Consider the following 23,997-nt stretch of genomic DNA (forward strand, 5'->3'; position numbering starts at 1 on the left):
AGAACTTGGCGGTGCAGCTAGCCGTCCAAGTACAAAGGGTATATCGGGTGTGAACGGTGATGATACTCCCGGTAATACACCTGTTAAAAGACCGCTTCGGCGGTCTTTTTTTTCGCCAATTGATGGATGAATTGTGCCCTTTATCAGGCAGATATTCCTTTTATGATTAGTTTGGTTTATTCTGGCTGAAGCGTTTCAGTCATGATTAATTTTCAGCTTCAGTAAAATTCACTGAGGAAAAAGCCGGGAGTATTCTGGCTGAATTGTGATAAGACGATTAACATCTTAGGGTGCGGTGCAGTACGCTATGGGGTTGCATGATAATAACCAGAAACAGGGAGTAACATGACAATCCGTATAGCGATAAATGGCTTTGGTCGTATTGGCCGTAGCGTTTTACGCGCACTGTATGAATCGGGTCGCCGGGCAGAAATTTCAGTAGTTGCTATTAATGAGTTGGCTAATGCACAAGGGATGGCCCATTTATTGAAGTATGACTCCAGCCATGGCCGGTTTGCCTGGGATGTTCGTCAGGAATGTGACAATTTGTACGTCGGTGACGATATCATCCGGCTGATACATCAGCCAGAAATAGAGCAGTTACCTTGGGGTGAGTTAGGTGTTGATGTTGTTCTGGATTGTAGCGGCGTGTATGGCAGCCGTGCCGATGGCGAGGCTCATATTGCCTCCGGTGCCAAAAAGGTACTGTTTGCCCATCCCGGTGGCAATGATTTAGACGCCACGGTAGTCTATGGTGTAAACCATCAAGATTTACTGGCAGAGCATCGGATTGTTTCCAACGCTTCCTGTACCACGAACTGCATTATTCCTATTATTCAGTTGTTGGATATCGCTTATGGCATCGAATCTGGCACTGTTACCACCATTCATTCATCAATGAATGACCAGCCAGTTATCGACGCTTATCATCAGGATTTACGCCGTACCCGGGCAGCAAGTCAGTCGATTATCCCGGTTGATACTAAACTGGCGGCAGGGATTACCCGTATTTTTCCGAAGTTTTGTGACAGGTTTGAAGCTATCTCGGTACGGGTACCAACCATCAACGTGACCGCTATCGATTTAAGCGTTAGCGTGACCAACCCGGTTGGTGTAGCTGAGGTTAACCAGCTTTTTCAAAAGGCAGCAAGAGGTTCATTTCGTGGTATAGTTGACTATACGGAATTACCCTTGGTGTCGACCGATTTTAACCATGATCCGCACAGTGCAATTGTCGATTGCACGCAGACTCGGGTCAGTGGGCAGCACCTGATTAAGACGTTGGTATGGTGCGATAACGAATGGGGTTTCGCCAATAGAATGTTGGATACGACATTGGCGATGGCCCGAAGTGGTTTCTAGTATGGCATGCTAACGTCTTGTTTTTCCGTGGTTTTACTGCGGTTATATCAGCGTTGATGTGCAGCTTATGCAACTTTAAAGAGAATCAACAAGAGGATTCACCATGTCTGTAATTAAGATGACCGATCTGGATCTGGCTGGCAAACGCGTGCTGATCCGTGCGGACCTCAATGTTCCGATAAAAGATGGCAAAGTGACTTCTGATGCGCGTATCCGTGCATCTCTGCCGACGATTGAAGCGGCACTGAAGCAAGGCGCTAAAGTAATGGTTACCTCTCACTTGGGTCGCCCGACCGAAGGCGAGTACAACGAAGAGTTCTCCTTGCTGCCAGTAGTTAACTACCTGAAAGACAAACTGTCTTCTCCGGTACGTCTGGCGAAAGACTATCTGGACGGCGTTGAAATTGCAGCAGGCGAGTTGGTTGTGCTGGAAAACGTTCGCTTTAACAAAGGCGAGAAGAAAGACGACGAAACGCTGTCTAAGAAATATGCGGCACTGTGTGACGTCTATGTGATGGATGCGTTTGGTACTGCTCACCGTGCACAAGCTTCTACTCACGGTGTGGGTAAATTTGCCCCTATCGCCTGTGCCGGCCCGCTGTTGTCAGCAGAGCTGGAAGCACTGGGTAAAGCTTTGGGTAACCCAGCGCGCCCAATGGTTGCCATTGTGGGTGGTTCTAAAGTATCAACCAAACTGACCGTGCTTGGTGCATTGTCTAAAATCGCAGACCAACTGATTGTTGGTGGCGGTATCGCCAATACCTTCGTTGCAGCTCAAGGCAACAATGTGGGTAAATCTCTGTATGAAGCAGATCTGATTCCAGAAGCTAAACGTCTGCTGGAAACCTGTGATATCCCAGTACCTACCGATGTGCGTGTTGCAACTGAATTCTCTGAAACTGCCGTTGCGACACTGAAACCGGCTAACCAAATCAAAGATGACGAACAAATTCTTGATCTGGGCGACGAGTCTGCACAACGTCTGGCTGAGATCCTGAAAAATGCCAAAACCATTCTGTGGAATGGCCCAGTTGGTGTGTTCGAGTTCCCTAACTTCCGTAAAGGGACCGAGATAGTCGCTCGTGCCATTGCAGAGAGCGAAGCATTCTCTATCGCGGGCGGTGGTGACACTCTGGCAGCAATCGATCTGTTCGGTATTGCTGACCAAATCTCTTACATCTCTACCGGCGGCGGTGCATTCCTTGAGTTCGTAGAAGGGAAAAAACTGCCAGCGGTGGTGATGCTGGAAGAGCGCGCTAAGCAGTAATTTAGATAACGGGGGGCGAAAGCCGCCCGTTTCGCTTTTAGCTAATGAAGCTCGCGGGCTTTATACCCTAAATAATTCGAGTTGCAGGAAGGCGGCAACGAAATGAACTCAAAGAGTTGAGATAACTCAATGACTTGAGTGAATGATGGCAGCCAACGCACATGCAGTTTGAAGTATGACGGGTATAGGCGATTTACATTTAGGGCCTATCCTCACCGGATAGCTGCTATCTTCAGTCGACGAAACAGGACAACGTACATGTCTAAAATTTTTGATTTCGTAAAACCAGGTGTCATCACAGGTGATGACGTTCAGAAAGTGTTCGCAGTAGCCAAAGAGAACAACTTTGCTCTGCCAGCAGTTAACTGTGTCGGCACCGACTCTATTAACGCAGTGCTGGAAACAGCAGCCAAAGTGCGTGCGCCAGTTATCGTTCAGTTCTCTAACGGTGGTGCAGCATTTATCGCAGGTAAAGGCGTTAAAGCAGAAGGTCAGGGTGCTGCAATTCTGGGCGCTATCTCTGGTGCACACCATGTTCATCAAATGGCTGAACACTATGGTGTTCCTGTTATTCTGCACACCGACCATTGCGCCAAGAAATTGCTGCCATGGTTAGACGGCTTGTTGGACGCAGGTGAGAAACACTTTGCGGCTACCGGCAAACCTCTGTTCTCTTCTCACATGATCGACCTGTCTGAAGAGTCCCTGGAAGAAAACATCGAAATTTGTAGCAAATACCTGACTCGCATGGCGAAACTGGGTATGACGCTGGAAATTGAACTGGGTTGCACCGGTGGTGAAGAAGATGGCGTGGACAACAGCCATATGGACGCATCTTCCCTGTATACTCAACCACAAGATGTTGATTACGCTTACGAAAAACTGAACGCTATCAGCCCACGTTTCACCATCGCTGCCTCTTTCGGTAACGTACACGGTGTTTACAAACCAGGTAACGTGAAACTGACCCCAACTATTCTGCGTGATTCTCAGGATTATGTTTCCAAGAAACACAATCTGCCGCACAACAGCTTGAACTTCGTATTCCACGGTGGTTCAGGTTCTACTGCTGCTGAAATCAAAGAAGCGGTTAGCTATGGCGTAGTTAAAATGAATATCGACACCGATACCCAATGGGCAACGTGGGAAGGTATTCTGGGCTACTACAAAAAGAACGAAGCTTATCTGCAAGGCCAACTGGGTAACCCAGAAGGTGCTGACAAGCCGAACAAGAAATTCTATGACCCACGTGCGTGGCTGCGTGCTGCACAGGTGACTATGGTTGCTCGTCTGGAAAAAGCTTTTGAAGAACTGAACGCCAAAGACGTTCTGTAATTCAATACTGCTTTAACCGACTTTAAAAGGCCTTTCGGGGCCTTTTTTCTTTGTAAAAATCCGCATCTAACCTCATTCCCGCCGCCATGATTTACTGAGTTGTCTGATATTTCAGCGTAAATTTCGCTGCCAAAATTGGCAACAGGCTCCATTGTTGGTTACCCTGAACAGGCTGTCTGCTATAGCCGTCAGCATTTTGCGGTGATTTTTTGCGTAATCTCTCCCGCAGGGAGCTTTTTGTAGGATGATTCAAATGGAAGAATTAAATGTAGTTGATGGTATCAATGAAGCGAGTACCTGGTTGGTGGATAACCAAGATTTGCTGATTCAATACGCGGTTAATCTGGTCGCAGCATTATTGATCTTAACCGTCGGTTCAATCATCGCTAAAGTCGCGTCACGTATGCTCGGTCGGGTCATGAAGTTACGTGGCATTGATGTCACCGTAGCGGATTTCCTGGCAGCAATGGCGCGTTACAGCATTCTGGCTTTCACTATCGTTGCGGTGCTGGGGCGTTTAGGTGTGCAGACTGCATCGGTGATTGCCGTTATCGGTGCCGCTGGTTTAGCTGTTGGTTTGGCGCTACAAGGCTCGCTGTCGAACTTTGCCGCAGGTGTGCTGCTGGTAGCCTTTCGGCCATTTAAGGCGGGTGAATATGTCGATCTGGGCGGTGTCGCGGGCACAGTAGTTCAGGTGCAAATATTCTCAACGACCCTTCGCACGGTTGATGACAAAATCATCGTGGTACCCAACGGCAAAATTATTGCTAATAACATCATCAACACCAGCCGTGAACCGAATCGCCGTACCGATATGGTCATCGGCGTTGCCTATGATGCTGATATTGATGTAGTGAAGAAAGTGCTGGGTGACATCATTGCCGCAGATAAACGTATCATGCACGACAAAGGGGTTACCGTCCGTCTGAATGAAATGGCTGCTTCTTCTCTCAACTTCACGGTGCGCGTTTGGACTACCAATGGCGATGCGATGGAAGTGTATTGGGATTTGATGGAGAACTTCAAACGCGCGTTGGATGCTAACAAAATTGGTATTCCTTACCCGCAAATGGACGTGCATTTACATCAGGTAGCAAAAGCTGAGGCGGATCAGCCAGAGAGCCTGCGTACTTGACACTGTCGTGTTGCTTACAATTACTTGGCTCTAGCCATGTCAAATCGGGTCGTTAGCGGCCCGTTTTTCCCCCTTGTTTAGCTATTATTAGTTTTACTTATTCTTGATAAGAAATATCAATTTCCTCTGATGCTCATCTCTCCATAATATGCTGCTAATTCCTCTCCAATTCTCTCGGTCATTTTGAGTATTATTTAAAGGTAACAGTATGTTAGCTGTCTATTTACAGGGCTTCGCCCTCAGTGCTGCGATGATTTTACCCCTCGGGCCACAAAATGCCTTTGTGATGAACCAGGGGATTAAGCGTCAGCATCATTTGATGAGTGCCTCACTTTGTGCGCTAAGTGACATTATCTTGATTTGTGCAGGGATCTTTGGCGGCAGTGCCTTACTGAGCCGTTCGCCATTGCTACTGGCACTGGTCACTTGGGGCGGAGTGGCTTTTCTGTTGTGGTACGGTTGGGGCGCACTGATGGCCGCATGGCGTGGGGGTGGCTCCTCATCTGCCGCAGCAGCAGGTACGCAAGGGCGTTGGCCAATCGTCATAACCCTACTGGCGGTAACCTGGCTTAATCCGCATGTTTATCTCGATACCTTTGTGGTGCTCGGTAGCCTTGGCAGCCAGTTATTACCCGACTCCCGGCCTTGGTTTGCTTTGGGTGCTGTGAGTGCCTCTGTTGCCTGGTTTTTTGCCCTCGCGCTACTGGCGGCGTGGTTATCGCCGTGGCTTAACCGCCCAACGTCGCAGCGGGTGATTAATCTGTTGGTCGGAGGGGTAATGTGGTTTATTGCTTTTCAGTTAGCGCAACAAGCACTAAATCTGTGAGTTTTTATCATTAATCCGAATCCCATGATTCATAAGATATGCTACGGTTGTCTTATACCCGTCATACTTCAAGCTGCATGTATGTTGGCTGCCTTCGTTCACCCCAGTCACTGACTTGTGTAAGCTCCAGGGGCTCGCTCAGTTGCCGCCTTCATGCAACTCGAATTATTTAGTGTATAGTTTTATCATGATTATCTTAGGAGGCACCGTGAAGTTGAAGACATTGGCTTTGGCCGCAATGATGGGATTAGGGACGTTACCTTTGGCGCTACACGTTCAGGCAGCCGAACTGCCAGAAGGGCCGCATGTTGTCACCTCCGGGACCGCCAGTGTTGATGCGACACCGGATATCGCGACTATCGCTATTGAAGTTAGTGTATCAGCCAAAGATGCTGCTGATGCAAAAAAACAGGTTGATACGCGGGTCGCACAATATTTTGATTTCTTACGTAAAAGTGGCATTGAAAAGAAAGATATCAATGCTGCCAATATTCGTACCCAACCTGAATACGATTACCAGAAAAGCGGTGAAGCGGTATTGAAGGGATATCGTGCCGTGCGCCAGGTTCAGGTAACATTGCGCCAACTGGATAAGCTGAATGAGTTACTCGATGGTGCGCTGAAGTCTGGTCTAAACGAAATCCGCGCGGTGGAACTCGGGGTGGCAAACCCGGATACTTATCGTGAACAGGCGCGTAAAAAAGCTATTGAGAATGCCATTAGCCAGGCAGGATCACTGGCTGATGGATTTAAAGTTAAACTGGGGCCGGTCTACAGCATCCGTTATCACGTTGCTAACTACCAGCCAATGCCGGTAGCCCGCATGTTTAAAAGCGCTGAAGCGGCACCTGCCAATGATGCAGCGCAAACTTATGAGCAGCAGACCATCCATTTTGATGATCAGGTTGATGTCGTGTTTGAACTCCAAACTGCGACCAGTACCGCCAAATAAATTAGTCCTGCCGTAATACCTGACGCCCATAAGACAGCAGGGCGTCAGTCACCTTTCTCATGGTCCTGCTTTCCGGTGCAAACCGGTGCCAGAACAGCATCCGCCGTTGCAGCAATCCTGGGGTCAGATTGATCAATTCGCCTGACGCCAGTTCTTTCTCGATTTGCAGATGCGGGATCATACAACAGGTAGTTCCCTGCCGTGCTAACTGCACAAAAGCTTCGGAAGAGTTAACAATATGGCAGGGCACACTGCCCGGTGATAAATCAAAATTCTGCTGTAAAAACGCCTGATGCATATCATCCAGATGGTCAAATGCTACCGCTGGCGCTTTCAATAATGCTGAGCGGGTTACACCATTGGGGAAATAACGCTCAGCGAAAGGTTTGGAGGCGACAAACAAGTAATCCAGCGCACCGAGTTGATCAACCAGACAACTGGGTAGCGGTTGAGGTTGGATACTGACAGCACCCACGACCTCGCCGCGACGCAACCGTTCCTGAGTTCGAGTTTCATCCTCGACTTGTAAGTTCAGCCGGATAGGGGAATCAGCCAGCACCGGTTTCAATGCCGGTAGCAACCAGGTCGCCAAACTGTCGGCGTTGACTGCCAGCGACAATAACAATGGCGTATCTCCGCCATTATCATTGCCCAGCCACTCTTCTTCCAGTAACTCAACCTGATGCAGTAACGCGAGCAGTTTTTGCCCTTGCTCGGTAGGCCGTGGTGGCACAGTGCGCACCAGCAGCGGTTGACCGAACAGATTCTCCAACTGCTTGATGCGTTGAGATACTGCCGATTGGGTGATACAAAGTTTTTGTGCAGCGCGTTCAAAACCGCGTTCACGGATCACCGCGTCCAGCGCTTGTAGCGTACGGTAGTCTGGGCGTTTCATCGGAGTCATCTCTCCAAATATTAAGTCGATACAGCACTATGCCACATTTTTGCCATTTTGTTACGACAGGATGCCAAGGTGCCAGCCACAAATAAACCGACATAACTGTGATCCGGCTAGAATTAACTACCACGCGAGTTGGCTTTATTCACACAATCACCACTGCGAATGCTCTATAATGACCTCAGGTTTTCTTTCACATCAAGGCGTGAACTTACCATGACTCAGGATGAACTTAAAAAAGCAGTAGGCTGGGCAGCATTAGATTATGTCAAACCTGGTACCATCGTTGGGGTCGGCACCGGCTCGACTGCGGCACATTTTATTGATGCACTTGGCTCCATCAAGGGCCAGATAGAAGGGGCGGTTTCCAGCTCTGATGCGTCTACTGCCAAACTGAAAAGTTACGGCATCCACGTATTTGATTGTAATGAAGTGGACGTATTGGATATCTATGTTGACGGTGCTGATGAAATTAACGGCCAGATGCAGATGATCAAAGGCGGTGGTGCTGCGCTGACCCGCGAGAAAATCATTGCTGCTATTGCTCGTCAGTTTATCTGCATCGCGGATGCATCCAAGCAGGTTGATATACTGGGCAAATTCCCGCTGCCAGTTGAAGTTATCCCAATGGCCCGTTCTTATGTGGCTCGTGAACTGGTTAAGCTGGGTGGCTTACCGGAGTACCGTCAGAACGTCCTGACTGATAACGGCAACGTTATTTTGGATGTCCACAATTTGAGTATTTTGGATGCCATTGCGTTAGAAAATAAAATTAATGGTATTGCCGGTGTCGTTACGGTTGGCTTATTTGCTAATCGGGGGGCTGATGTGGCACTGATTGGCACCGCCGACGGCGTTAAGACCATAAAATTAAAGTGATCAGTTAATTCTCTCTCAGGATGAGGTCTGGCCGCTTCATCCTGAAAGTTTTTTTGCGTTTAAATATCTTTTCTTAAAATCGTTAAATTTGGTGATATATATCACATTTCTTCATTTCGTTTTATTAACCTGCCATTAACCCTCTTCGTGCCAGTTTTTTATTCCATAAATTAACATTGGCACTGATTGTTATGCTGACCGGCAGGCAATCGTTTGTATTGCTGCCCGCGTAATATTTGTTATGTTGACAGGGTGCTGACCGGATTCATTCGATAGCGGCAGCCACATCTGAAGTCTGAAAATAGGGTCGGGGACATGGCAAAAGTATCACTGGAGAAAGACAGAATTAAGTTTCTGTTAGTGGAAGGGGTGCACCAGAGCACAGTTGATAATCTGCGTGCAGCCGGTTATAGCAATATTGAATATCATAAAGGTGCCTTAGACACCGAAGCACTGAAAGCATCGATCAAAGATGCTCACTTCATCGGCATTCGATCGCGTACGCATCTGTCTGAAGAAGTTTTTGCGGCAGCAGAAAAATTAGTCGCAGTAGGTTGTTTCTGTATCGGTACCAATCAGGTTGATTTAAACGCGGCCACCAAACGCGGCGTGCCGGTATTCAATGCACCTTTCTCCAATACCCGTTCGGTAGCTGAAATGGTACTGGGCGAGTTACTGCTGATGTTCCGGGGCATTCCATCGGCTAACGCCAAAGCTCACCGTGGTGAGTGGAACAAGCTGGCGGTGGGTTCCTATGAAGCCCGTGGCAAGAAGCTGGGTATTATCGGTTATGGTCATATCGGCACCCAACTAGGGATTCTGGCAGAAAGTGTCGGGATGAAAGTATTTTTCTACGATATCGAAAATAAACTGTCGTTAGGGAATGCCCAGCAGGTGCGTCACCTGTCTGATTTGCTGAATATGAGTGATGTGATTAGCCTGCATGTGCCGGAAAACCACTCCACTAAAAATATGATTGGCCCTGAGCAGTTGGCTCTGATGAAGCCGGGTGCGATGCTGATTAACGCCTCACGCGGTACTGTGGTCGATATCCCGGCCTTGTGTGATGCATTGGCCAGCAATCATTTGGCAGGAGCCGCAATCGACGTCTTCCCTGAAGAGCCAGCAACCAATAAGGACCCGTTCAATTCACCTTTGTGCGAGTTTGATAATGTGTTGCTAACACCACATATTGGGGGCTCCACTCAGGAAGCGCAGGAAAATATCGGTGATGAAGTGGCGGGTAAGCTGGCGAAGTATTCCGACAACGGTTCTACGCTGTCTGCGGTCAACTTCCCTGAGGTTTCTCTGCCTGCTCACGGCGATAATACCCGCCGTCTGTTGCATATCCATGAGAACCGCCCAGGTATTCTGACCAGCATTAACAAAATCTTTGCTGAACAAGACGTTAACATTGCAGCACAGTATCTGCAAACCAGCGCTGAAATCGGTTATGTCGTTATTGATGTTGAAACTGATGATGCGGAAAATGCAGAAAAAGCATTGCAGGCGATGAAGGCGATCCCAGGAACTATCCGTGCTCGTTTGCTTTACTAATAAATATTTGTATTGAATGACTAAACACCCGCTATCTATAAAATATCGGGTGTTTTTTTATTTTGCAGGATTATCGCTCACCACTGCCACACTTTTGTTGGTGTTACTATTTCTGGCAATGGCACGTCCCAAAGCTCACAGGGCAAGTGCTCGACCCATTGGCAATCATGGGCCAGGCCAATAGGATAAGGGCCACCTTGCTGCCAGTGTTGCAGCGTACGGTCATAAAAGCCACCGCCCATACCTAAACGTTGCCCGTGGCTATCAAATGCCACCAACGGGGTTATCACCATATCCAATTGGTTTAGTGGCAGAACTTCTCGCACATCTAATTGTGGTTCAAGGATTTTCAGGCGATTACGGACCAGCGTGCTATCGGGGCGATAACGCAGAAACAATAAATTCCCGGTGCTAAAAGGGTGCAGAACTGGCAGGTAAACCTGTTTTTGCTGCTGCCATAGCTGCTCAATAATGGGGCGGGTATTGAGTTCGCCATCGAAGGAGAGGAATACGGCAATGGTGTTAGCCTGACGAATTTTGTCATGCTCAGCGATATGCTGTGCCGCCAGATGCGCTGATTGATGCTGTTGCTCCGCAGTCAAAAGACGCCGACGTTCACGAATTTCACTACGAATCTTTTGTCGTTCAAGGGTATATTGCGCAGTCAAAGGCATATTATTGATTCAAAAATATGTTGTTGATTTGAAAGATATATTATTGATACAAATAGAAAGAAAACGACCAATATAAAACGAACGTGATAACCCAAAATGTGGGTTACCCGATAAAGAGGGGATCTCCGAGATGCCGCCGCAGGCTGTAACCCTTGAACCCATGGTTCAAGGTGAACGCAGCGTCGCAACCTTAAGGCTTCTCGGCGGACCGAGCATGCGCACCAGTTACGGAGGCACTACATTCTGTTGGTATTAAATATCGGCTCAGGGGACTGGCCCGCTGGCAAACACCTCAGAGAAATTTTTTACTCACTGCTGAATCTATCATTCAACAGAGATTTATTCAAACTGTGCATCCTGACGTTCAGAGATGCGACCTTGTTCAAGCAACGCCTGTTCAATGGTCTGTTGTAACATCCTAATACGTTGCTCCATATTGGATGCATAGTCACGCGTTTTCAACCTTTCCTGAGCTAATTCGTGACAGACGTTCAATGCCGCGATAAAAACTAACTGCTCAGTATTTGTGACTCTAGTGCGAACTTTGAGATCTTGCAACCGTTGGTTAAGATCTTCTGCTGCCATGTTCAACGCGTCTTGTTGTTCTGGCGGGCAATTTACTCTTAACGAGCGACCAAAAATTTGAATATCTACCGGTTGTGCAGACATGCCACCTTCCTGACTAATTTTCGCGCCAGCCTTGTAAACCAGAGGCGAAATGCTCGTAGTTGCAAAGCGGGCGTCACTATATATATCTCGATACCAAGATTCAACCCCTTTATACCCGTCATACTTCACGCTGCATATGCGTTGGCTGCTCTCGCTCGCCCAAATCATTAACTGGCGTTAACTCATCAGGATTCACTCAATTGCCGCCTTCCTGCAACTCGAATTATTTAGGGTATATATCCATTATTTTTCAAGTGCCAAGAGGCTTTGCCGCTTTCTGTATCTTGAAATCTATAGGATATAGAGTATTGCGTTTTCTGGTATAGCGACCTTTCTTGGTGGTAGCATAACACGAACTTATCCTGCCAACGATGACCAATACGCATGTCTATAGAGAATACATTACCAACTTACCAATCACTTGCCTTGGCGTTGAGCCAGCAAGCGGTAGCATTAACCCCCGCAGAAATGCATGGCCTGATCAGCGGCATGCTCTGTGGGGGCAGTAAAGACAATGGCTGGCGCACGCTGGTACATGATTTGACTAATGAAGGTGTTGCCTTCTCACAGTCCTTGGGGTTGCCGTTACAACAGTTACATGAAGCAACACAAGAGGCACTGGAGAATGAAGGTTTTATGTTCCAGTTACTTATCCCTGAAGGTGATGATATTTCGGTTTTCGACCGTGCTGACGCATTATCAGGCTGGGTTAACCATTTCCTGTTAGGTTTGGGTATGTTGCAACCAAAACTGGCGCAGGTGAAAGATGAAGTGGGCGAGGCCATCGATGATTTACGTAATATTGCCCAATTAGGCTACGACGAAGATGAAGATCAGGAAGAACTGGCCCAATCATTAGAAGAAGTTATCGAGTATGTGCGTGTGGCTGCTATTTTGTGCCATATCGAATTTACTCAACAGAAGCCGACAGCGCCGGAGATGCGCAAGCCAACACTACATTAAGTGATATGGTGTAATATGTTGAATTAAGTCGATTAAATCGGACGTTCCAGGAGGGTGTGATGACTCAGCAAGAATACCAGAACCGCCGTCAGGCGCTGTTGGCGAAGATGGCCCCAGGCAGTGCAGCACTGTTTTTCGCCGCACCGGAGGCCACACGCAGTGCAGATTCTGAATACCCTTATCGTCAGAATAGCGATTTTAGCTACCTGACGGGATTCAATGAGCCGGAAGCGGTGTTGATTCTGGTAAAAAGCGATGAGAACCATAACCACAGCGTGTTGTTTAACCGGGTGCGGGACTTAACTGCCGAGATCTGGTTTGGCCGCCGTTTAGGGCAAGATGCAGCCCCCCTCAAGTTGGGCGTTGACCGCGCATTACCTTTCGATGAAATCGACGAACACCTCTATTTGCTGCTCAATCGCCTTGATGTGATTTATCACGCGCAGGGGCAATATGCTTATGCAGATAAAATTGTTTTCACCGCGCTGGAAAGATTACGCAACGGTTTTCGTAAAAATCTGCGTGCGCCTGCCACGCTAACTGACTGGCGTCCATGGTTGCATGAAATGCGCCTGTTTAAGTCAGAAGAAGAAATTGCCGTGATGCGCCGTGCTGGTGAAATCAGTGCACTGGCCCATACTCGCGCGATGGAAAAATGCCGTCCAGGCATGTTTGAGTATCAGTTGGAAGGGGAAATTCTGCATGAGTTCACCCGCCATGGCGCGCGTTACCCGGCATATAACACTATCGTTGGCGGGGGTGAAAATGGCTGTATTCTGCATTACACCGAAAATGAGAGTGAATTGCGGGATGGTGAGTTAGTGCTGATTGATGCAGGTTGTGAATACCGTGGCTATGCCGGTGATATCACCCGCACTTTCCCGGTTAACGGCAAATTCACGCCAGCGCAACGCGAGATTTATGACATCGTTCTGGCCTCGATTAATAAATCATTAGAATTGTTCCGCCCTGGTACCAGCATTCGCGACGTCACCGAGCAGGTGGCGCGGATCATGATTACGGGTCTGGTTGATTTGGGCATTCTGAACGGTGATATCGAGCAATTGATCGCAGAAAAAGCGCATCGCCCCTTCTTTATGCACGGTCTAAGCCACTGGTTAGGGTTGGATGTGCATGATGTCGGTGATTACACCAACAGTGACCGTGGCCGCATTTTGGAACCGGGTATGGTGTTGACCATTGAACCGGGTCTCTATATCGCACCAGATGCTGATGTGCCACCAAAATACCGTGGTATTGGTATTCGTATCGAAGATGACATTGTGATTACCGCTGACGGCAATGAGAATCTGACCGCCAGTGTGGTGAAAGATCCTGATGCCATTGAAGCCCTGATGGCGGCAGCGAGATAACTGATGAGCGTAATCATTGTTGGTGGTGGTATGGCCGGAGCAACTCTGGCGCTGGCTATTTCATCCCTCACCAAAGGGCGGGTGCCGGTTGCTTTGGTTGAGGCACAACGTCCTGATAGCAAACAGCATCCGGGGTTTGATGCCAGAGCAATTGCCTTGGCACAAGGCACCTGCCAGCAACTGGAGCGTATTGGTATCTGGGCGCATCTGGCTGATTGCGCCACCGCCATTGAACATGTTCATGTTAGTGATAGCGGTCATTCGGGCTTTGTTAACTTATGCGCCGCCGATTATGGTGTCCCGGCACTGGGCAATGTTATTGAGTTACATGACGCCGGTAAAAGGTTGTTTACCTTATTGCAGAACGCGCCGGGAGTGACGTTGCACTGCCCGGCTACAGTGGTTGATGTGGTTCGTACTGCTGCATCAGCCAGTGTGACGTTGGATAACGGCCAGCAATTGAGTGCAAAGCTGCTAGTTGCTGCGGATGGATCTCATTCGGCACTGGCGCGAGCTTGTAATATTCAGTGGCAGCAACAGGATTATCAACAGATCGCAGTGATTGCTAATGTGACCACCTCCGAGTTACCGGCAGGCCGAGCCTTTGAGCGTTTTACCCGTAACGGGCCGCTGGCATTATTACCGATGTCCGAAGGGCGTAGCTCGCTGGTCTGGTGCCATGCTAAACACGAAAAGCAGCAGGTCGATAGTTGGGATGACGCCCGCTTTGTGGCGCAATTGCAGCAAGCTTTTGGTTGGCGGTTGGGTAAAATTCTTCATGCGGGTAAGCGCCACAGCTACCCGCTGCAATTATTGACGGCTTCGCGCCATATCAGCCACCGTCTGGCATTAGTGGGTAATGCGGCGCAAACACTGCATCCCATTGCCGGGCAGGGTTTCAATCTAGGGCTGCGCGATGTGATGTCGCTGGCTGAAACCATTGCTCAGGCGGGGGGAGATCCCGGTGATTATGCGGTGCTCAGTCAATATCAGCAGCGGCGGCAAGGGGACCAACAGGCGACTATTGGTGTAACTGATGGTTTAATTCGTCTGTTTGCCAATCGCTATGGGCCACTGGTGGTTGGGCGTAACCTTGCACTGATGGCGATGGAGCAGATGCCTGCAATACGTGATACTTTCGCCCGGCAGACATTGGGATGGGTAGAACGTTAGTATTTAATGGGAATATATTGGCATGCAATCATATGACGTGGTTATCGCCGGTGGCGGAATGGTCGGTCTGGCGCTGGCCTGTGGCTTACAGGGCAGTGGTTTGCGCATTGCTATTCTGGAGCATCAGCCTGCACCGGAGCCTCTCACCGCACCGTTGACTGATGAGTTGGCGCTACGCGTCTCGGCGATCAATGCCGCCAGTGAGCGCTTACTACAAAAAATAGGGGTGTGGGGCAGCATTTTGGCGCTACGGGCCAGTCCTTATGGCGGCATGGAAGTGTGGGACCAAGACAGTTTTGGCAAAATAGCGTTTCATGCTGATGAATATGGCTTTAGCCATCTCGGTCATATCATTGAGAACCGGGTGATTCAGCAGGCGTTATGGCAGCGTGCCAGCCAATTAGCTGAAGTTACGCTGTTGGCACCGGCCAGCCTCAAACAGGTGGCATGGGGTGAAAGCGAAGCTTTTATCACGCTGACTGATGGCCGTATGCTCAGTGCGCGGCTGGTGGTTGGAGCTGATGGCGCTAACTCATGGTTGCGCCAGCATGCGGATATCCCGCTGACCTTTTGGGATTACGCGCATCATGCATTGGTAGCGACCATCCGCACGGAAGAAGCACATCAGGCAACGGCGCGTCAGGTATTTCATGGTGACGGTATTCTGGCTTTCCTGCCGTTTAGCTCTCCACACTTGAGTTCGATAGTCTGGTCACTTCCTCCTGAGCGTGCTGCCGAGTTAGCTGCACTACCCGCTGAGCAATTCAACCGCGAACTGGGTATGGCGTTTGATATGCGTTTGGGGCAATGCCAACTTGAGAGTGAGCGGCAGACCTTCCCGCTGACAGGGCGCTATGCGCGTAGCTTCGCGGCACACCGGTTGGCGCTGGTGGGGGATGCTGCTCATACTGTGCATCCGTTGGCCGGGCAGGGCGTCAATCTGGGCTTTATGGATGCCGCGGAGTTGGTTTCTGAGCTGCGCCGTTTACAGCGCCAAGGCAAAGATATCGGTCAGCATCTCTATCTGCGGCGCTATGAACGTCGCCGCAAGCACAGTGCTGCGGTGATGCTTGCCAGTATGCAGGGTTTCCGTTCCCTGTTTGCGGGCAGTAATCCGGCCAAAAAGCTCCTGCGTGATATCGGATTAACGCTGGCTGATAACTTGCCGGGAGCAAAACCACCGTTAGTGCGGCAGGCGATGGGATTACATGATTTACCTGATTGGCTAGATGAGTAGCCTTGTGAGTCACCAGCCCCTCTCAGTTGAAATAATCTAATTTCAGCCCTATTTTCGCATTAGTTTTTCTCACTAATAACCAAAGCCTGAAAAGTTGAAACTGACAGGGTTTTGGTTATTTAGTTATATAACATCGCAATTTTTACTGATTAATTGTTAATAATGTGCCTCTGTGCGCATTTTTTCAGTGGAAAACTCTGCACAATACCCCTGCATTTTGTCCTCTTAGGGCGTGCTATTGCCTATTTTAGCTTATGGTTACCTGATGAGTTCGGTGATAACGTTGGGCAAAAGGTATCGTTTGCGTAACGGTATTCATGCCTGTTTATTAGGGGGGATGAAGCCGGTATAAAACACTCATGACATGTTATAGCCAAAGCAATTGGAGTTGTAGGTAGGCGGCAAGCGAATGAATTCCCGATGAGCTTACACCAGTAGGTGATTCGGGTGAATGAACGTAGCCAACGCCCCTACGGCTTCAAGTGCGAAGGGTATATTGAGGGAGAGTAGATGGCTAAGCAGACCCCGCTGTATGATCAGCACGTAGCGTGCGGTGCGCGCATGGTAGATTTTCATGGCTGGATGATGCCATTGCATTATGGTTCCCAAATCGACGAGCACCATATCGTGCGTCAAGATGCCGGTATGTTCGATGTCTCTCATATGACTATCGTTGATCTGCACGGTGCCCGTACCCGTGAGTTCCTGCGTTACCTGTTAGCCAACGATGTTGCCAAACTAACCCAACCGGGCAAAGCCCTTTACACCGGGATGCTGAATGCGTCCGGCGGTGTTATCGATGACTTGATTGTCTATTTCCTGCAAGAAGACTATTTCCGCTTAGTGGTTAATTCCGCTACCCGTGACAAAGATCTGGCCTGGATAATCCAGCATGCCGAACCTTATCAAGTTGAAGTGACGGTGCGTGACGATCTTGCTCTGGTGGCGGTACAAGGCCCAACGGCTCAACAGAAAGTGGCTACTTTACTGACCCCTGAACAGCAGCAAGCGGTTGCGGGTATGAAGCCATTCTTTGGTATTCAAACGGGTGATTTCTTTATCGCGACTACCGGCTATACCGGTGAATCAGGGTATGAAATCGCACTGCCAAAAGAGCAAGTTGTTGAATTTTGGCAGCAACTGCTCGCCGCTGGGGTGAAACCAGCGGGCCTTGGTGCGCGTGATACTTTGCGTCTGGAAGCGGGTATGAACCTTTACGGCCAGGAAATGGATGAAGGTGTTTCTCCGTTAGCCGCCAATATGGGCTGGACAGTCGCCTGGTTGCCGGAAGACCGTCAGTTTATCGGCCGTGAAGCGCTGGAAAAACAACGTGCGAGCGGAACTGAGCAACTGGTCGGTTTGATCATGACGGAAAAAGGCGTATTACGTAATGAGTTACCTGTGCATTTTTCTGATGCGTTGGGTCACTCACATGTCGGTGTAATAACCAGTGGTTCATTCTCGCCAACATTGGGTTTCAGCATTGCGCTGGCTCGTGTGCCTGCGGGGATTGGTGAGAGTGCGGTGGTACAAATCCGCAATCGTGAAATGCCGGTGCGGGTCACAAAACCTGGTTTTGTGCGGGCGGGTAAACCGGTTGCGCTGTAAGTATTCCGAATTATAAGAGCCTAAACTTTTGGTTCTATCTCTTTTAAGGAGCAGCAATGAGCAATGTACCAGCAGAGTTAAAATATGCGTCATCTCATGAGTGGGTTCGTGCCGATGGTGATGGCATCTATAGCATCGGTATCACTGAGCATGCGCAAGAGTTACTGGGCGATATGGTGTTTGTTGATTTGCCTGAAGTGGGCAGTGAAGTTTCAGCAGGCAGTGATTGTGCTGTTGCCGAATCAGTTAAAGCGGCTTCCGACATTTATGCACCGATCAGCGGCGAAATTGTTGCGGTTAATACAGAGCTGGAAAGCTCACCAGAGCTGGTCAACAGCGCACCTTATACCGATGGTTGGCTGTTCAGCATCAAAGCCTCTGATGAAGGTGAGCTGGCCGGTTTGCTAGATGCCGAGGCGTATCTGGCGACCATTGAAGAATAAATGAGAAAAAGCCTGAGGTGAGTGAAGTGCAATGAGCTAAGGGTTGACCACGTCTACGGGCGCTCCGGTGGCTTACGCCACTACGACCCGAACGACGTGTTTCCCCTTAGTTCGGCTTTGTGCGTATTTCTAAAACCTCTCCAAGGCGCGGTTAATCTCAAATATCTCCCGTCCCATGCCCTATTCAGGAATGTGTAGCAAATGACTCAGAATCTCAGCCAGCTTGAACATAACGATGCTTTTATTCAGCGCCACATTGGCTCCTCTGCTGAACAACAGCAACAGATGTTGGCCGCCATTGGTGCCAACTCGTTAAGTACATTGATCCAGCAGATTGTTCCGGCAGATATCCAATTGCCAAGCCCGCCACAAGTGGGTGATGCTGCCACTGAACACCAGGCGCTGGCGGAACTTAAAGGGATTGCCAGCCAGAATCAGTGCTATAAATCCTACATTGGCATGGGCTACAGCCCGGTACTGACCCCGCCGGTTATCTTGCGTAATATGCTGGAGAACCCAGGCTGGTACACCGCCTACACGCCTTATCAGCCAGAAGTTTCTCAGGGCCGTCTTGAGGCGCTGTTGAATTTCCAGCAATTGACACAAGACCTGACGGGGTTGGATCTGGCTTCTGCCTCTTTGCTGGATGAGGCTACTGCCGCAGCAGAATCGATGGCATTGGCTAAGCGAGCCAGTAAGCTGAAGGACGCTAATCGCTTCTTTGTGGCTGATGATGTTCATCCGCAAACGCTGGATGTGGTGCGAACTCGCGCTGAAACTTTTGGTTTTGAAGTGATTGTCGACCGCGCTGAAAAAGTGCTGGAGCTGGATGGTGTTTTTGGTGTGTTGCTGCAACAAGTAGGCACCACCGGTGAACTGCATGACTACAGCGCGCTGCTGTCTGAACTGAAAAAACGTAAAATCATTACCAGCGTGGCTGCCGATATTATGGCGCTGGTGCTGTTGACTGCGCCGGGTAAACAAGGTGCCGATGTGGTATTTGGCTCCGCCCAGCGCTTTGGTGTGCCGATGGGTTATGGCGGCCCACATGCTGCATTCTTTGCCTGCCGTGACGAATTTAAACGCTCGATGCCGGGCCGCATTATCGGGGTATCACGCGACGCTGCCGGTAATACTGCATTGCGTATGGCGATGCAGACCCGTGAGCAACATATTCGCCGCGAGAAAGCTAACTCCAACATCTGTACTTCACAGGTACTACTGGCCAATATTGCCAGCCTGTATGCGGTTTATCATGGCCCACAGGGCTTGCAGCGTATCGCTGGCCGCATTCACCGTATGGCCGATATTCTGGCTGCGGGTTTGCAACAAGCAGGTCTGAACCTTCGTTTCCAGCACTGGTTCGATACCCTGACAGTTGAAGTCAAAGACAAAGCTACGGTATTGGCTCGTGCATTAAGTTTTGGTATTAACCTGCGCACTGATATTCATGGCGCTGTGGGTATCACGCTGGATGAAACCACCTCCCGCGACGATATTCAGACCCTGTTTGCCCTGTTAGTCGGTGATAGCCATGGCCTGGATATTGACCAGCTTGATGCTAAAGTCAGCCAGAGCAGCCAGTCGATACAAGCTACGATGCTGCGCCAAGAGCCGATTCTGACCCATCCGGTATTCAATCGTTACCACAGCGAAACCGAAATGATGCGTTATATGCATCGTTTAGAGCGCAAAGATTTAGCGCTGAATCAGGCGATGATCCCGTTGGGTTCTTGTACCATGAAGTTGAACGCTGCCGCCGAGATGATCCCGATTACCTGGCCGGAATTCGCTGAGTTACACCCATTCTGCCCGCCAGAGCAAGCGGCTGGTTATCAGCAGATGATTGGTCAACTGTCACAATGGTTGGTGCAACTGACTGGCTATGACGCGGTGTGTATGCAACCAAACTCAGGTGCGCAGGGAGAGTATGCCGGTTTGCTGGCTATCCGCCGTTACCACGAAAGCCGTAATCAGGCGAATCGTCATATCTGCCTGATCCCAAGCTCAGCCCACGGCACTAACCCAGCTTCGGCACAAATGGCCGGTATGTCGGTGGTGGTGGTAGCCTGTGATAAGCAAGGCAATATCGACTTACATGACTTGCGCCAGAAGGCAGAAGAAGCGGGTGATGAGTTGTCTTGCATTATGGTGACTTACCCATCAACCCACGGCGTGTATGAAGAAACCATCCGTGAAGTTTGCCAAATCGTTCATCAGTTTGGTGGGCAAGTTTATCTGGATGGCGCGAACATGAATGCGCAGGTTGGCATCACTACGCCGGGTTATATCGGTGCCGATGTATCGCATCTTAACTTGCACAAAACCTTCTGTATCCCACATGGCGGTGGCGGTCCAGGCATGGGGCCAATTGGCGTCAAAGCCCATTTGGCACCTTTTGTACCCGGACACAGTGTGGTGCAAATTGACGGCATGACCACTCAGCAAGGTGCAGTTTCAGCCGCGCCATTTGGTAGTGCATCGATCTTACCTATCAGTTGGATGTATATCCGCATGATGGGCGCTGATGGCTTGAAGCAAGCCAGTCAGGTGGCCATTTTGAATGCCAACTATATCGCTACCCGTCTGAAAGCCGCCTATCCGGTGTTGTATACCGGCCACGATGGCCGTGTGGCACATGAGTGTATTCTGGATATTCGTCCGCTGAAAGAGGCGACCGGTATCAGTGAAATGGATATCGCTAAACGACTGATTGATTTCGGTTTTCATGCGCCAACCATGTCATTCCCGGTTGCCGGAACACTGATGGTGGAGCCGACAGAATCAGAAAGCAAAGTGGAGCTGGACCGCTTTATCGATGCGATGTTAGCTATTCGTAGCGAGATTGACAAAGTAGCCCAAGGCGAATGGCCGCTGGAAGATAACCCGCTGGTGAATGCGCCTCATACTCAGGCGGAGCTGGTGGGGGACTGGCAGCACCCTTACAGCCGTGAGCTGGCTGTGTTCCCGGTTGCAGGTGTGATGGAAAACAAATATTGGCCTGCGGTAAAACGTTTGGATGATGTGTATGGCGACCGTAATCTGTTCTGCTCATGTGTTCCAATTGCTGATTATGAGTAATTTAAAATAGAGATAAGTTGTGCATGAATCTGAGGGTCGCGTATGCGGCCCTTTTGCTATGTTGATTATCTCGCCAGTATTGGCATGCTAGTTTGGGAACTCTTCATCGCAGCACAGGGAGCAGGGATATGAATAAGAAAGTTGCATTAGTGACAGGCGGCAGCCGGGGAATTGGTCGTGCGACCGCATTGCTGTTGGCAAAACATGGCTATCGGGTGGCGGTCAATTATATCAATGACCAGCAAGCCGCACGGCAGGTAGTGGCGGAGATAGCGGCTGCGGGAGGGTTGGCGATTGCGTTACAGGCGGATATTGCTGATGAATCACAGGTTGTGGCGCTGTTTGAACAAGTTGAAGCGCAACTGGGGCCAATCAGTGCATTAGTGAATAATGCCGGTATTCTGTTCCCACAAACCAGTATTGAAGGCTTGACCGCCGAACGTATTAACCGAGTGCTAGCGACCAATGTGACCGGGTATTTCTTGTGCAGCCGCGAAGCTGTTAAACGCATGGCTCTGCGCCATGGTGGTCATGGTGGGGCAATTGTTAATGTTTCTTCTGCCGCGGCCCGCCTTGGTGCGCCGGGGGAGTATTTAGATTATGCGGCCTCCAAAGGGGCTATTGATACGCTGACCATCGGATTATCGCTGGAGGTGGCGGCTGAGGGGATTAGGGTTAACGGGGTACGGCCAGGTGTTATCTATACCGATATCCATGCCAGTGGTGGTGAACCGGGGCGGGTTGATCGGATCCAAAGTTTGTTACCCATGAAGCGTGGTGGTCACCCACATGAAGTTGCTGAGGCGATTGTTTGGTTGCTATCAGACTGTGCCTCTTATGTCACGGGCAGTGTATTGGACCTGGCTGGCGGAAAATAAAACAGATGCGGTTTGCCAGTCGATTGAGATAGCTGGCCTAACCGCATGGACTTCAACATGATTATTTCAACCAGCCCTTTTGCTGCGCGGCCTGTAACTGGGGCAGTAAATATTGCCAGATCTGAGGATAGCGCTCAGCGACCCGTTGGTTGCGATCCAGCACTTGTTGCAGACGAATACCATTTTCTATCCAGCTTTGCCCCTCGGTATGCAGGTTAATCAGCATTGGCAAAATGCGGTCCAGCATGGTCGCAAAGCACGCATCAGCGGTTTCTTCTGCTTCATACTCGTCCCACAGTGCGGTAAATTGCGCGTTTAAAGCGGGGGGAAGCATACCGAATAACCGTTTAGCCGCAGCCACTTCTTGTTCATGAATGGCGGCTCTGGCGGCCAAATCATAAACGATGACATCACCGGCATCTATTTCAACAATATCGTGTAGCAGTGCCATTTGAATTACACGGTTGATATCAACATCCGGGCCTGCATAGGGGGCCAGACTCATCGCCGCCACCGCAAAATGCCAACTGTGCTCAGCGGAGTTTTCCTGCCGTAAGCTGGTAATCACTTTGGTGCGGCGCTGTATATCTTTTAGCTTATCAACTTCCATCAGAAACTGGACAGTCTCTGTCAGGGGGCCAAAATCCAGAACCGGCAGTGCTAGTGACATAACAAACAACCCTCACATCAGATAAAAATAAACCGGTAATACGTTACCTGATTATCCGCCTTTACTCTGTTCTTTTTGCTTCATCTGGCGATAGACATGGCGAGTTACATGTATTGACAGAATATTTAAGCTTACACGTGTACACTGGAATCATTCTCAGTTAACCTGAGTACAGTATATTTGCGCAATTGGCTACCCACCGTACCGCTCATCGGGATTGATTACCTTGCAGCCTGACTGCAACGCCAATGTCTTTGGCCATACAACAGCTAATATTCAGGATAATAAGTATTGAATAATAAATCAGTTACACCCTCTGCTACAGTTACTCCACCTACCTCTGCGGCTCCCTCGATGTTGTCACCAGCCGCAACGCCGCCGGCCTATCCATGGGCAGAAGAGATAGCTAACAGCATTAGCCATGGTATTGGTGTTGTTTTTGGGATCATCGGGCTGGTGTTGCTTTTGGTGCAGGCAGTAGACAGTGGTGCTGATACCAAAGCGCTAACCAGCTATAGCTTGTATGGCGGCAGTATCATTTTGCTTTTTCTGGCATCAACACTGTATCACGCCGTGCCACACCGTAAAGCGAAGCTCTGGCTACAGAAGTTTGACCACTGTGCCATTTATATTTTGATTGCTGGCACTTACACCCCCTTTCTGCTGGTGGGATTGGATTCGCCTCTGGCCAGAGGGTTAATGGCGGTCATTTGGGGGTTGGCGCTATTCGGGGTGATATTTAAGCTGGCTTTCGCACATCGGTTTGAAGTGCTATCGCTTGTGACTTACCTGACGATGGGCTGGTTATCACTGATTGTGATTTATCAGTTGGCGGTGAAACTTGAAATTGGCGGGTTGGCATTACTGACTATTGGCGGCTTGCTTTACACTTTGGGGGTGGTTTTCTATGCCTCTAAACGTATCCGCTTCGGTCATGCTATTTGGCATGGTTTTGTGTTGGGTGGCAGTGTCTGCCACTTTATGGCGATCTATTTGTACGTTTGATGCTTTAGCCGC

General features: G+C 49.5%; 21 protein-coding genes and 1 other RNA gene. 17 read left to right on the top strand and 5 right to left on the bottom strand.

Features of this window, described 5'->3' with window-relative positions:
• The first annotated feature begins 345 nt into the window (after positions 1–345).
• The 6 genes from epd (at position 346) to EL015_RS04055 (ending at position 6,877) form a co-directional block, all read left to right on the top strand.
• Complete coding sequence (epd, locus tag EL015_RS04030) at positions 346–1,362, top strand: erythrose-4-phosphate dehydrogenase (RefSeq protein WP_005192804.1); 1,017 nt, start codon at positions 346–348, stop codon at positions 1,360–1,362.
• A 103-nt stretch (positions 1,363–1,465) separates the two neighbouring features.
• Positions 1,466–2,629 carry a phosphoglycerate kinase gene (gene pgk, locus EL015_RS04035; RefSeq protein ID WP_032907970.1) on the top strand — a complete coding sequence of 388 codons (1,164 nt, stop codon included), beginning with the start codon at positions 1,466–1,468 and terminating at the stop codon, positions 2,627–2,629.
• Positions 2,630–2,887: 258 nt separating this feature from the next.
• A complete protein-coding gene (gene fbaA / locus EL015_RS04040; protein WP_005192802.1) occupies positions 2,888–3,964 on the top strand; it encodes a class II fructose-bisphosphate aldolase in 1,077 nt (358 codons plus the stop codon).
• A 253-nt stretch (positions 3,965–4,217) separates the two neighbouring features.
• Positions 4,218–5,099, top strand: a complete 882-nt coding sequence (gene mscS, locus EL015_RS04045) for a small-conductance mechanosensitive channel MscS (RefSeq protein WP_032907969.1) — start codon at positions 4,218–4,220, stop codon at positions 5,097–5,099.
• A 208-nt stretch (positions 5,100–5,307) separates the two neighbouring features.
• Positions 5,308–5,925, top strand: coding sequence for an arginine exporter ArgO (gene argO / locus EL015_RS04050; protein ID WP_005192800.1), 618 nt, complete (start codon positions 5,308–5,310; stop codon positions 5,923–5,925).
• Positions 5,926–6,133: 208 nt separating this feature from the next.
• Positions 6,134–6,877, top strand: a complete 744-nt coding sequence (locus EL015_RS04055; RefSeq protein WP_005192798.1) for an oxidative stress defense protein — start codon at positions 6,134–6,136, stop codon at positions 6,875–6,877.
• Position 6,878: 1 nt separating this feature from the next.
• Here the strand turns inward: EL015_RS04055 and EL015_RS04060 are convergent, their stop codons facing one another.
• Positions 6,879–7,772 carry a LysR family transcriptional regulator ArgP gene (locus EL015_RS04060; protein ID WP_005163344.1) on the bottom strand — a complete coding sequence of 298 codons (894 nt, stop codon included), beginning with the start codon at positions 7,770–7,772 and terminating at the stop codon, positions 6,879–6,881.
• 219 nt (positions 7,773–7,991) lie between these two features.
• Here EL015_RS04060 and rpiA point away from each other — a divergent pair, with 219 nt between their 5' ends.
• A complete protein-coding gene (gene rpiA / locus EL015_RS04065; protein WP_005192795.1) occupies positions 7,992–8,654 on the top strand; it encodes a ribose-5-phosphate isomerase RpiA in 663 nt (220 codons plus the stop codon).
• 315 nt (positions 8,655–8,969) lie between these two features.
• Positions 8,970–10,211 (top strand): phosphoglycerate dehydrogenase, encoded by a 1,242-nt coding sequence (serA, locus tag EL015_RS04070; protein ID WP_005192792.1) that lies wholly within the window; start codon positions 8,970–8,972, stop codon positions 10,209–10,211.
• Positions 10,212–10,288: 77 nt separating this feature from the next.
• On the opposite strand, the gene EL015_RS04075 is transcribed toward serA, so the two are convergent.
• The 3 genes from EL015_RS04075 to zapA form a co-directional block, all read right to left on the bottom strand.
• A complete protein-coding gene (locus EL015_RS04075; protein ID WP_005192789.1) occupies positions 10,289–10,885 on the bottom strand; it encodes a 5-formyltetrahydrofolate cyclo-ligase in 597 nt (198 codons plus the stop codon).
• Between the two features lie 118 nt (positions 10,886–11,003).
• Positions 11,004–11,187, bottom strand: a non-coding RNA gene (gene ssrS / locus EL015_RS04080) — 6S RNA.
• Between the two features lie 37 nt (positions 11,188–11,224).
• A complete protein-coding gene (gene zapA, locus EL015_RS04085) occupies positions 11,225–11,554 on the bottom strand; it encodes a cell division protein ZapA (protein ID WP_004706812.1) in 330 nt (109 codons plus the stop codon).
• A gap of 384 nt (positions 11,555–11,938) precedes the next feature.
• On the opposite strand from zapA, the gene EL015_RS04090 reads away from it, so the two are divergent.
• The 8 genes from EL015_RS04090 (at position 11,939) to EL015_RS04125 (ending at position 22,310) form a co-directional block, all read left to right on the top strand.
• Positions 11,939–12,517 carry a YecA/YgfB family protein gene (locus EL015_RS04090; RefSeq protein ID WP_005193128.1) on the top strand — a complete coding sequence of 193 codons (579 nt, stop codon included), beginning with the start codon at positions 11,939–11,941 and terminating at the stop codon, positions 12,515–12,517.
• A gap of 59 nt (positions 12,518–12,576) precedes the next feature.
• A complete protein-coding gene (gene pepP / locus EL015_RS04095; RefSeq protein ID WP_005193125.1) occupies positions 12,577–13,890 on the top strand; it encodes a Xaa-Pro aminopeptidase in 1,314 nt (437 codons plus the stop codon).
• A gap of 3 nt (positions 13,891–13,893) precedes the next feature.
• Positions 13,894–15,063 (top strand): 2-octaprenyl-6-methoxyphenyl hydroxylase, encoded by a 1,170-nt coding sequence (ubiH, locus tag EL015_RS04100; protein ID WP_005193122.1) that lies wholly within the window; start codon positions 13,894–13,896, stop codon positions 15,061–15,063.
• A 22-nt stretch (positions 15,064–15,085) separates the two neighbouring features.
• Entirely contained in the window at positions 15,086–16,300 is a 1,215-nt protein-coding gene (ubiI, locus tag EL015_RS04105) for an FAD-dependent 2-octaprenylphenol hydroxylase (RefSeq protein WP_005193120.1), read from the top strand.
• Between the two features lie 510 nt (positions 16,301–16,810).
• Positions 16,811–17,908 carry a glycine cleavage system aminomethyltransferase GcvT gene (gcvT, locus tag EL015_RS04110; RefSeq protein WP_032908007.1) on the top strand — a complete coding sequence of 366 codons (1,098 nt, stop codon included), beginning with the start codon at positions 16,811–16,813 and terminating at the stop codon, positions 17,906–17,908.
• A gap of 56 nt (positions 17,909–17,964) precedes the next feature.
• Complete coding sequence (gene gcvH, locus EL015_RS04115) at positions 17,965–18,351, top strand: glycine cleavage system protein GcvH (RefSeq protein WP_005193111.1); 387 nt, start codon at positions 17,965–17,967, stop codon at positions 18,349–18,351.
• Between the two features lie 201 nt (positions 18,352–18,552).
• Positions 18,553–21,432: an aminomethyl-transferring glycine dehydrogenase gene (gene gcvP, locus EL015_RS04120; RefSeq protein ID WP_005193108.1), complete on the top strand. Its 2,880-nt coding sequence runs from the start codon at positions 18,553–18,555 to the stop codon at positions 21,430–21,432.
• A gap of 128 nt (positions 21,433–21,560) precedes the next feature.
• Positions 21,561–22,310: an SDR family oxidoreductase gene (locus EL015_RS04125; RefSeq protein ID WP_005193105.1), complete on the top strand. Its 750-nt coding sequence runs from the start codon at positions 21,561–21,563 to the stop codon at positions 22,308–22,310.
• Positions 22,311–22,371: 61 nt separating this feature from the next.
• On the opposite strand, the gene EL015_RS04130 is transcribed toward EL015_RS04125, so the two are convergent.
• Positions 22,372–22,980, bottom strand: a complete 609-nt coding sequence (locus EL015_RS04130) for an HD domain-containing protein (RefSeq protein ID WP_005193102.1) — start codon at positions 22,978–22,980, stop codon at positions 22,372–22,374.
• A 291-nt stretch (positions 22,981–23,271) separates the two neighbouring features.
• On the opposite strand from EL015_RS04130, the gene trhA reads away from it, so the two are divergent.
• Complete coding sequence (trhA, locus tag EL015_RS04135; RefSeq protein ID WP_371112947.1) at positions 23,272–23,985, top strand: PAQR family membrane homeostasis protein TrhA; 714 nt, start codon at positions 23,272–23,274, stop codon at positions 23,983–23,985.
• Positions 23,986–23,997: the final 12 nt, after the last annotated feature.

Origin of the sequence: Yersinia intermedia (assembly GCF_900635455.1) — a bacterium.
Taxonomy (GTDB): domain Bacteria; phylum Pseudomonadota; class Gammaproteobacteria; order Enterobacterales; family Enterobacteriaceae; genus Yersinia; species Yersinia intermedia.

Excerpts from the sequence above, each read along its gene's own strand:
- ubiH (WP_005193122.1), top strand. The coding sequence starts at position 13,894 with ATGAGCGTAATCATTGTTGGTGGTGGTATGGCCGGAGCAACTCTGGCG.
- zapA (WP_004706812.1), bottom strand. The coding sequence starts at position 11,554 with ATGTCTGCACAACCGGTAGATATTCAAATTTTTGGTCGCTCGTTAAGA.
- gcvP (WP_005193108.1), top strand. The coding sequence starts at position 18,553 with ATGACTCAGAATCTCAGCCAGCTTGAACATAACGATGCTTTTATTCAG.
- EL015_RS04130 (WP_005193102.1), bottom strand. The coding sequence starts at position 22,980 with ATGTCACTAGCACTGCCGGTTCTGGATTTTGGCCCCCTGACAGAGACT.
- pepP (WP_005193125.1), top strand. The coding sequence starts at position 12,577 with ATGACTCAGCAAGAATACCAGAACCGCCGTCAGGCGCTGTTGGCGAAG.
- rpiA (WP_005192795.1), top strand. The coding sequence starts at position 7,992 with ATGACTCAGGATGAACTTAAAAAAGCAGTAGGCTGGGCAGCATTAGAT.
- gcvT (WP_032908007.1), top strand. The coding sequence starts at position 16,811 with ATGGCTAAGCAGACCCCGCTGTATGATCAGCACGTAGCGTGCGGTGCG.
- gcvH (WP_005193111.1), top strand. The coding sequence starts at position 17,965 with ATGAGCAATGTACCAGCAGAGTTAAAATATGCGTCATCTCATGAGTGG.
- EL015_RS04060 (WP_005163344.1), bottom strand. The coding sequence starts at position 7,772 with ATGAAACGCCCAGACTACCGTACGCTACAAGCGCTGGACGCGGTGATC.
- pgk (WP_032907970.1), top strand. The coding sequence starts at position 1,466 with ATGTCTGTAATTAAGATGACCGATCTGGATCTGGCTGGCAAACGCGTG.
- ubiI (WP_005193120.1), top strand. The coding sequence starts at position 15,086 with ATGCAATCATATGACGTGGTTATCGCCGGTGGCGGAATGGTCGGTCTG.
- EL015_RS04125 (WP_005193105.1), top strand. The coding sequence starts at position 21,561 with ATGAATAAGAAAGTTGCATTAGTGACAGGCGGCAGCCGGGGAATTGGT.
- argO (WP_005192800.1), top strand. The coding sequence starts at position 5,308 with ATGTTAGCTGTCTATTTACAGGGCTTCGCCCTCAGTGCTGCGATGATT.
- epd (WP_005192804.1), top strand. The coding sequence starts at position 346 with ATGACAATCCGTATAGCGATAAATGGCTTTGGTCGTATTGGCCGTAGC.
- serA (WP_005192792.1), top strand. The coding sequence starts at position 8,970 with ATGGCAAAAGTATCACTGGAGAAAGACAGAATTAAGTTTCTGTTAGTG.
- EL015_RS04090 (WP_005193128.1), top strand. The coding sequence starts at position 11,939 with ATGTCTATAGAGAATACATTACCAACTTACCAATCACTTGCCTTGGCG.
- fbaA (WP_005192802.1), top strand. The coding sequence starts at position 2,888 with ATGTCTAAAATTTTTGATTTCGTAAAACCAGGTGTCATCACAGGTGAT.
- EL015_RS04075 (WP_005192789.1), bottom strand. The coding sequence starts at position 10,885 with ATGCCTTTGACTGCGCAATATACCCTTGAACGACAAAAGATTCGTAGT.
- mscS (WP_032907969.1), top strand. The coding sequence starts at position 4,218 with ATGGAAGAATTAAATGTAGTTGATGGTATCAATGAAGCGAGTACCTGG.